We start from the raw sequence: 9,331 nt of genomic DNA, 5'->3' as shown, positions 1-9,331 counted from the left end.
GATGACGGCAACGTCCCGGCCAACACGATCGATGGGGATCTGACCACCCGGTGGTCGGCTGAGGGTGACGGGGTGTGGATCCGGTACGACCTCGGCTCGGCGCAGACGGTCGGGTCGGTGTCCATCGCCTGGCACAAGGGCGACACCCGGCGGGACACCTTCGACGTGCAGCTGTCCGGTGACGGGTCGTCGTGGACGACTGTGCTGGCGGGCAAAACCAGCAGTGGCACCACACTCCAGCCGCAGAACTACGACTTCGCGGACGGCTCTGCCCGGTATGTGCGTGTCGTGGGGCACGGCAACACGTCCAACGACTGGACCAGCATCACCGAGACGGTCGTCAACGGTGCTGACGGTGGTGGGGGTGGTGGGGAGTGTGACTACCCGGCCGACGTGCTGGACCTGCGTAACTGGTACATCGGGCTGCCGATCGGCGAGGAGGAGAAGCCGCTGAACGTCGAGCAGCCGGAGCTGGCCACGTATTCGATCGACCCGTGGTTCCGGGCTGCCCCGGACTGCACGGCGGTGCAGTTCCGGGCGGCGGTCAACGGCGTGACCACCAGCGGATCGAACTATCCGCGTTCGGAGTTGCGGGAGATGTCGGGCAGTTCGAAGGCCAGCTGGTCCTCGACGTCGGGTACGCACACGATGGTGATCGACCAGGCCATCACCGCGGTGCCGCAGGGGCGGCCGAACATCGTCGCCGGGCAGATCCATGACGCCGAGAACGATGTCTCGGTCTTCCGGTTGGAGGGCAGCAAGCTCTACATCACCGACGGCAACAACAAGCACAAGCTGGTGACGGACAACTACGTGCTCGGGACCAGGTTCCAGGCCAAGTTCGTGGTCTCCGACGGTCAGATCAAGGCCTACTACAACGGTGTACTGCAGGCCACGCTGTCGAAGTCCTTCTCCGGCGGCTATTTCAAGGCCGGTGCGTACACCCAGGCCAACTGTGGCAACGCGTCGCCGTGCAGCAACAGCAACTACGGCGAGGTGAAGATCTACAACCTCGCCGTCACCCACGACGACGAGGCAGCCGACCAGACACAGGCCGCCGTGCGGTACGGCTGGGGCACACCGGAGCCGATCTCCGACGAGTTCGACTACACCGGCCCGGTCGACCCGGTGAAGTGGGCCGTGCCGACGGGCGATGTCGGCGGCACGGCCGGATGCTGGGAAGGTCACGCCGGGAACGGACGTCGCTGCGCGAAGAACAGCACCGTCGCGGACGGCATGCTCACCATGCGTGGCGAGGCGAACGGCGACTCGGGCTGGCTGAGGCAGAAGCGTGACGCCCAGTATGGCCGGTGGGAAATCCGGTCGCGCTCCCGCAACATCGGCACGAGCGGCGGGCTCTACCACGCGCTGCACCTGATCTGGCCGACCGCGGGCAACCGCCTGGAGAACGGCGAGTACGACTGGGTCGAGTACTCCGACCCGGACGCGCAGTGCCTGACGGCGTTCCTGCACTACCCGAAGAGTCCGACCGATCGCAAGGAACGCCGCGATCTGTGCCCGGTGGACATGACGCAGTGGCACAACTTCGCGTTCGAGTGGACGTCCGAGGCGCTGGTCGGCTACGTCGACGGGGTCGAATGGTTCCGGTTGTCCGGCGGTGCGGGCTCCGACCGCGGGGACATCCAGGCGATGCCCTCGGGACACCTCAACATCCAGCTCGACAACTTCACCGGCGACGGCGGCCTGCGCCCGGCGGTGTTCGAGGTCGACTGGGTCCGCGTGTACAAGTAGCCCCAACCCCCCTCGTGAGCGTTTATCCGTGTTCTAACCCTGATAAACACTCACGAGGGTTTACGTGGGCGGATGGCGTCGTTCGCCTGCGGCGATTGCCGTCAGGATGGCCACCAGGCCGAGAACCGCGGCGACCGCGACGAAGATCCCCAGGGCGAGTTCGGTGGCATCCAGGCCCCACACCTCCAACGCGGAGAGCGTGATGACCTGGGAGGCGACGAGCACGGCGAGCGCACCGGCGGCGGTGAGCGGCGCGGACGCACGCCGTGCCGTGGATGCCAGCAACACCAGGAGAAGCGCCAGCATCGCCAGGACACCGGCCAGTGTCCACGGACCGGCTTCGAGCAGCCGCGCGACGCCCTGTGCGTTGGTCGGGGTGAAGGGGGCGAGCGAGAACTGCAGTGCGACCTCGGCAGTCGGGCCGCCGCCGGAGGGCAGCTCACTGATCGCGGCATTCAGCGGGATGAACGCACCCACGGCCACCAGCACCGCCCCGGCGGCCTGACCGGCGGCGCTTCCGCGCAGTGCCGCGATCGCCGCGGGCACGCCGAGCACCAGCAGCGGCAGTACCACAATTATGATCGCCTCAAGAGCGCCGCTGCGGCCGGACACCAGCCGGTCCGCGCCCAGCAGCGCCCACAGCAGGTTGGCCATGGTCCCGGCGAGCAGATAGACGGCAGCCGCCCAGACCCCTGCCCGCCGGTGCCGGGAGACCAGCACCACCACGGCGGCGACGGCGACGACCAGCCCGACGATGGCGGCGATCCGCCACTCCGTGGAACCGTTCCGGAAACCGCTGTCGCCGTTGATCACTCGCAGCCACGGCGCACCGAGTTGCAGGCCGGCCAGCGTCGCTCCGGCCAGCACCGCGCCCGGCGTGCCCGGCAGCCGCACCGCCAGCACCGCCGCCGCGGCCAGCACCACCAGCGTGATCACACCGGAAACCCGGCCGGGGAAACCGAAGGCCGGAAGACTGTGCACCACCAGGACCACTGCCGCGACCCCGGCCGCGGCGGCGAACCCCGCCGGGTGCGCGGCCGGCAGCCGCAAGATCCGTGCGCAGACGTCACGCAAAGCCGAAACCCGCCACGCGACCAGTGCGATCAGCAGCACGGCAAGCGGAACCGCGGCGAGCGCCAACGACCTGGTCACGTCGAGGCCTTCCCCGGTCATCAGCGTGGGGATCAGCAGAGCGGCCGGAGGCACCGTGAACAGGGCGGCACCGACCAGTCCGCCGGCGGTGTCCCGGCGTGACACGGCGAGAGCCAGCAGTACGGCCGCCGCGCCGAGGGCACCGATCAGCACCACCGGGACCAGACCAGCCGGCAGCGTACCGACTGCGGCCTCTGCCTCGGTCGCCTTCGCCGCAGGACGGGACGTGCTGGTCGCCAGCGTCCCGAACGGCGACACCCCGGCGCCGACCGCGAACGACGCTGCCATCAGACCGACCAGCGTCGCGAACCTGCCCCACTGTGCGGCCGAGAACAGCGCCAGCGGGACGCACGCGATCGCCACGACCAGCGACGAGATCGCGACCACCGACGCGTCGGCACCGGCCGCGGCCATGATCGACACGGCCAGGACGGGCGCGACGACGCCTGCGCCGGCCAGCCCCGCCGCCAGCCCGCGGACCGCCAGGACGATCAGCGCGATCAGCGGAACGCCGTACAGCAACACCAGAATCGTCACCGGTGACGGCAGTTCCGCCTGTTGTGAAGCGAAGATCGGTCCGTCCGGAATGGACAGGCCGACCAGCACGATCCCGGCCAGGTACGCCGCGAGCAGCACGCTCGCCGTGCCGATCCCGGTCAGCACCGACCGGCCGAGCACCCAGGTCCGTCGCACGTCCGGGTCACCGGCCGGCAGGACGATCGCCGCTCCGCCGACGATCATGGCCAGCACGATCAGCAGCCGCCAGCCCTCCGCGGACGTCCACCCGAACAGCATGACCGCGGCGATCCCGACGAGCGCCGCTGCCACAGCGACGAATACTGCCACGGCCGGCACGTGCGGCCTGCCGTCATCGATGGGGGCGGTAACGGCGTCATCAGGCGCTGTCTCAGTCATACCGTGATTCTCACCGACTCAGGTCACAGTTCGTACCGGAACGTTCCGCTTACGCGCGGCGCGGCGTTGCCGCGACAGTGTTCTGGTCCGGGCTGGCAGGACTGGAGGACACAATGGAGCAACGGGCCGGGCGCCGCGGGACGGTCGTCACGCTCGCGGTCGCCGCCGGTGTTCTGGTGGCGGCGACAGCGTTGTTCGTTGTGCTGTACGTGCGGGAGCAGACCGAGATCAGCCGGGTGGAGGAGCGGATCGCCACGGCCGAGGTCTCGATCGCCGGCGGCAACGAGCGTATCACTGTCATGAAGTCCACAGTGGACGAATTGGACGCCGAGCGCGCCCGGCTGACCACGATGAACGCCGAACTGCACGCGTGTGCCGACGCCGCCAAGGATTCCGTCGCGGCCGCGCGGCGGGCGAACGAGGCGGCCTTCGGCGCGGCGATGGGCAAGGCCTTCGTTCACTGCAGGAGGTGACCGCATGCACACCATGAGATACGAAACCGAACTGAACGGATATCGCCCGTTCGTACCACCGCCCCTTCCGCCGGGTCCGGTGTCAGGTGTTCGGGACGGAGTCACCACGTTGATCGTGCTCGCCTCGTTGTTCCTCGTGTCGGCGGGGATTTTCGTGACGCTGTTCCTGATCGCGCGCGGTGATCACGCGAACGCGGTGGCACGGCTGGAAGAACGGCGAAGCGAACTCGCCGAAGTGGACGAACGGGTGGCGTCCGCGGAGGCCGGGCGCCGCCGGGCCGACGAGCGCAACACCGTGCTGAAGTCGGACAACGCGGCCATGTCCGGATGTGTGAAGGCGATGCGGCACTACCTGTGGGACGGTCTGGCGGACTCACGGCGCGCTGCCGCCGCACGTGACTTACTCACCAAATGCGGGTAGCCGTTCCGGACCGCGCCCCTGGGCAATAAGCTTGCCGCGCAACGACTGGGAGGGTCGAGCATGACCGACACGGTCTCCGTGGACGCGGCACCGGAACTGTTCGGGCCGTACCGGATCGACGAACTGCTTGGCCGGGGTGGCATGGGTGAGGTGCACCGTGCCTTCGACACCGTGCACGAGCGATATGTGGCGCTGAAACGGTTGCCGTTGCTCGCGGGCCGGGAGTTCGAGAACCGGTTCCGGCGTGAGGCCAGGATCGCGGAGCAACTCCGCGCGCCGCACGTGGTGCCGGTCCACGCGCACGGCGAGATCGACGGCCGGCTGTACATCGACATGCGGCTCATCGACGGGCCGGACCTGAAACGGCTGCTGGCCGACGGGCCGGTGCCGCCGGAGCGGATCGTCGAGATCCTCTCCCAGGTGGCCGTCGCCCTCGACGCCGCGCACGCGCGATCCGTGCTGCACCGGGATGTCAAGCCCGCCAACGTGCTGCTGGACGCCGACGGCACCGCGTACCTCGCTGACTTCGGCATCGCCCGGCTGTTCACGCCGGACGTCACCCGGCTGACCGAGACCGGCGACGCCGTCGGCACGCTGGACTACATGGCGCCGGAACGCCTGACGGAGGGCGAGGCGGGGCCGGCGTCGGACGTGTACTCGTTGGCGTGCGTGCTGTTCCAGTGCCTCACCGGACGGGTTCCGTTTCCCGCGGCGGACTCGGTCGGCAAGCTGACGGCCCAGCTCAACGACCCGCCGCCGGCGGCGTCACTGTTCGACCGCTGGATCCCGCCCGCGATCGACCTGGTCATCCAGACCGGGATGGACAAGGACCCGCGCCGCCGTTATCCGAGCGCGGGCGAGCTGATGGCGGCAGCCGCCGCGATCCTCACCGAGGCACCGGCGAGTGCGCCTCCCGACCCGCCGAGCACCGATGATCACGGCCAGGCGTACTTCGTCCGGCTGTTGGCCGCTGTCGGCGCGGGACACGGTGACAGCCAGCGCACCGCGCCCTCCGCACAGGCCCGTCAAGATGTCGGTACGGACAGCACCGACGTGATCCGGGACCAGTGCCCGTATCCAGGCTTGCAGAGCTTCGGCGCGGCGGACACCCAGTGGTTCTTCGGCCGCGAGCAGGCCGTGCGCGACCTGCTCGCCCGGTTGTCCCGGCAGCGGGACTCCGGGCCGCTGGTCGTGGTCGGCGCCTCGGGCGCGGGCAAGTCGTCACTGCTGCACGCGGGGCTGCTCGCCGCGCACGCGGGCGCCGGCGGAATGGCGCCGCAGCTGGCCATGACTCCCGGCGAACGGCCGATCGCCACGTTGGCCGCGCGCATGGCGACCTTCGTCCGTGCCGACCCGAATCGCCTGGCCTGGCAACTGTACGAGCAGCCCGCGTCGTTCCGTGCGATGTGCCAGGCGGCTGTCGCACGCGCGGACGCGCCGATGCTCATCGTGGTCGACCAGGCCGAGGAGTTGTTCACGCAGTGCGCTGATCCCCGTGAGCGTGAAGCGTTCGCCACCGCGCTCGCGAACGCGTGGCCGGCGCGGGTCGTGCTCGCGATGCGTGCGGACTTCGTGGAGCACTTCATCAGGCTGCCTTCGCTGAAGCCGTCGCTGGCCGCGCCGTTCGTGCTGGGGCCGATGACCGCCAAGGAGCTCGCGCGCGTGATCGTCGGCCCCGCTGAGGCAGCGGGTCTCGAACTGGAGCCCGGCCTCGTCGACCGGCTGATCACCGACGTCGGCGCGGGTGACGATCTCGGCGCGCTGCCCCGGCTCGCGCACGCGCTGCGCGAAACGTGGCGCAACAGGACAGGCAACCGGTTGACGCTGGCGGGATACCAGCAAACCGGCGGGGTCGACCGGGCCGTGGCGTTGACCGCCGACACCATGTACGCGCGGCTCAACGAGTACGACCGGCACGCGCTGCGGGCGGCGGTGCTGCGGATGATCACGTTGCTCGACGGCGGCGGCATCGCCCGGCGCTGGGCACACCGCGCGGAGGTGCCCAACCGTGTCGTGGAAAGCCTTGTCGCCGTCCGGCTTGTCACGATCGACCGGGACTACGTCCAGTTGTCCCACGACGCGTTGCTGACCGCGTGGCCGCGGTTGCGGGGCTGGGTGGAGGAGGACCGGCAGGGTCTGCTCGTCCGCCAGCAGCTCGGTGTGGCCGTCGCCGGCTGGCGGACCAGCGGCCGGGACCGGTCGGACGTCTACCGCGGCGCCCGGCTCGCCGCCGCGCAGGAGTGGGCGGCCGGCCGGACCGACCTCACGCCGGACGAGCGCGCGTTCCTGCGGGCCAGCGACCGGGAACGGCGGCGCCGGACCCGGCAGCTGCAAGGTGTCGTCGCCGGGCTGGCGATCCTGCTCGTCGGCGCGCTCGTCGCGGGCGTGCTCGCGATGGTCGCACGTGCGGAGGCCGAGCAGGGCCGCCAGGACGCGGAGTCGCGGCAGCTGGCGGCGGAGTCGCGGGCCGAGGCCGAGGTGAATCCGGTCAGTGCCATGCGCAAGGCGGTCGAGAGCTGGCGGGCCGGCCCGACCATGGAGGCACGGGGCGCGCTGCTGTCCGCGCCGCTGATCACCTACCCATCCGCGTTCTCAACTGGACTGTCCAATGTGTCCTCGGTGGACGTCAGTCCGGATGGCGGGCTGGTCGCGGTCGGCTCGGGCGAAGGCAGGATCGTGCTGTGGGACACCAAGGCCCGCAAGCCCGTGGACACCGGCATCACCGCGAAGGGCTTCGTCTCCGTGGTGCGGTTCTCGCCCGACGGAACGCTTCTGGCCACCTCGGACGCCGACCGCGACGGCGACGTCGGTGCCAGTTCGGTGCGGATCTGGGATGTGGCCACCGGCCGCCAGGTGGCGCAGCTGGCCAACAACCTGCCCGCCATCGGTCAGCTCGCCTGGCGCCCGGACGGGCAGGCAGTCGCCGCCCTGTCGTTGCAGCAGGACGACACGCGGGGTGTCGGCGAGTGGGATCCCCGCTCCGGCAAGCTGATCAGGACGATCGCCAAGGGCGTTGTGGACGCGTCCAGCATCGCCTACAGCACGACGGGCGACCGGCTGGCGATCGGCCGGGGTGACGGCAGCGCCGAACTGTGGGACACGGCCGCGGCCACCCGGGTCAGCAGGCGAACCGAGCACGCCGACGCCACGACCAGGCGCGGGCCCGGTGGGCTCATGCCGGTCCAGGTGACGTTCTCGGGGCGGCTGCTCGCGACTTCCAGTGTGCTGGACAACATGATCCGGCTGTGGGACCCGAGGACCGGCGAGCCGGTGCTGGCCTTCCCGGACGTCACGCGTCAGGCGGACTCGGCCGGGGCGGCGGGACCGAGCTCGCTGATGTTCACGCCGGACGGCAGGACCCTGTACACCAACAGCGATCTCAACTCGATCACCGCGTGGGACCCGGGCAACGGGACGTTCCTCGGCAACCTGCCGCAGGGGCTGCGCAAGGGCACCACGGTCGGCCTGACGGTCGTCGCGATCACCGTCACCCGGGACGGCCGTACCTGGGTGGCCGCGAACAGCGACGGCACCGTGCAGCGTTGGCACACCAACACGAACTGGTACAACGATCCCGGTGCGTCGGTGATGAGCCTGGCGTTCCGCCCTGGCGGCAACGAGATCGCGGCCGGTGACGCCGACAGTGGACTGTACACATGGGACACCGTGTCGGGGGCGGAGATCACCAGGACGACCGAGCAGAGCGGTGGGGTCCTCGCCATCGCCTACACCCCTGACGGCACACGGATCACCGGCGCGGGCAATGCCACGTTCACCGTGACGCCGCCCGAACGCGGGGCCACGTCACGCAAGGTCGCCCTGCCTGGCCGGTTGTTCATCGGCCGGGGTGCCATGGCCGTGTCCCCGGACGGCCGGTGGATCGCCGCGACGCACCAACCGGCGGACCCCGCGCTCGCCGCCCAGGATTTCAGGATCACCGTGTGGGACACCGCGACCCTCACCGAGCGCGCCGTGCTCGAGATGGGCCGGGAATGGCCGTTGGACCTGACGTTCTCGCCCGACGGCGACAAGTTGCTGGCGCTGACCAGTTCGTCGGGCACCGGGGTCGCCGGCAGTGACCCGGACGGCAGCGACACCGCGGCGGGCATGGTGACGTGGCGGACTCCCGGCTTCACCGGCGAATCCCGGACTCCGCTGGGCGGGAACACGCTCAACACCGTGGTCTACACGCCGGACGGCAGGTCGTTGATCACCGCGGGGATCAGCGGGCTGCTGCAGATCCGGGACGCCGCCACCGGCCAGGTGCGCAAACAGTTCGGCCAACACCCGTCCATGGTGCGCCGGATCGCGATCTCCCCGGACGGCCGTACGCTCGCCTCGGTGACCGCCGAGGACTCCACCATCAGGCTGTGGAACCTCGCCGATCCGGAACCTGGCCTGGCCGCGAACCTCAACGCCCACCTGTCGTCGCTCAACGACATCGTGTTCTCCCCGGACGGCACCCGGCTGGCCAGCGGCGGGACGGACACCAACGTCGCGGTGTGGCGCCTGGACCCGGCGGACGTCACCCGCCAGGTGTGCACGAGCCTGCTCGACGCGGCCCCGGACGACCTGGGCACCACCGGCTGCCGCTGACGTATTCTCGGCTCCTCCCCGA

General features: G+C 70.3%; 5 protein-coding genes. 4 read left to right on the top strand and 1 reads right to left on the bottom strand.

The window, feature by feature from the left end:
• Positions 1-1,752: polysaccharide lyase family 7 protein (locus GC106_RS12715; protein WP_173128719.1), on the top strand; the 1,752-nt coding region annotated here is incomplete at its 5' end.
• Between the two features lie 60 nt (positions 1,753-1,812).
• On the opposite strand, the gene GC106_RS12710 is transcribed toward GC106_RS12715, so the two are convergent.
• The gene (locus GC106_RS12710) at positions 1,813-3,819 is read right to left on the bottom strand and encodes a hypothetical protein (protein WP_173128717.1); all 2,007 of its coding nucleotides are present in this window, start codon (positions 3,817-3,819) and stop codon (positions 1,813-1,815) included.
• A gap of 113 nt (positions 3,820-3,932) precedes the next feature.
• On the opposite strand from GC106_RS12710, the gene GC106_RS12705 reads away from it, so the two are divergent.
• The 3 genes from GC106_RS12705 to GC106_RS12695 are packed head-to-tail and all read left to right on the top strand — an operon-like array spanning position 3,933 to position 9,309.
• On the top strand, positions 3,933-4,292 hold the full coding sequence (locus GC106_RS12705; protein WP_173128715.1) for a hypothetical protein: 360 nt from the start codon (positions 3,933-3,935) through the stop codon (positions 4,290-4,292).
• Between the two features lie 4 nt (positions 4,293-4,296).
• Complete coding sequence (locus GC106_RS12700; protein WP_173128713.1) at positions 4,297-4,713, top strand: hypothetical protein; 417 nt, start codon at positions 4,297-4,299, stop codon at positions 4,711-4,713.
• A 60-nt stretch (positions 4,714-4,773) separates the two neighbouring features.
• Positions 4,774-9,309 (top strand): serine/threonine-protein kinase, encoded by a 4,536-nt coding sequence (locus tag GC106_RS12695; protein ID WP_173128711.1) that lies wholly within the window; start codon positions 4,774-4,776, stop codon positions 9,307-9,309.
• Positions 9,310-9,331: the final 22 nt, after the last annotated feature.

This window comes from Kibdelosporangium persicum (assembly GCF_013280595.1).
Taxonomy (GTDB): Bacteria; Actinomycetota; Actinomycetes; order Mycobacteriales; family Pseudonocardiaceae; genus Kibdelosporangium; species Kibdelosporangium persicum.
The sequence above is the reverse complement of the archived record's forward strand: the minus strand, read 5'-3'. Positions and strand labels throughout refer to the sequence as shown.

Coding starts and splice junctions, on each gene's coding strand:
- GC106_RS12695 (WP_173128711.1), top strand. CDS start 4,774: ATGACCGACACGGTCTCCGTGGACGCGGCACCGGAACTGTTCGGGCCG.
- GC106_RS12700 (WP_173128713.1), top strand. CDS start 4,297: ATGCACACCATGAGATACGAAACCGAACTGAACGGATATCGCCCGTTC.
- GC106_RS12710 (WP_173128717.1), bottom strand. CDS start 3,819: ATGACTGAGACAGCGCCTGATGACGCCGTTACCGCCCCCATCGATGAC.
- GC106_RS12705 (WP_173128715.1), top strand. CDS start 3,933: ATGGAGCAACGGGCCGGGCGCCGCGGGACGGTCGTCACGCTCGCGGTC.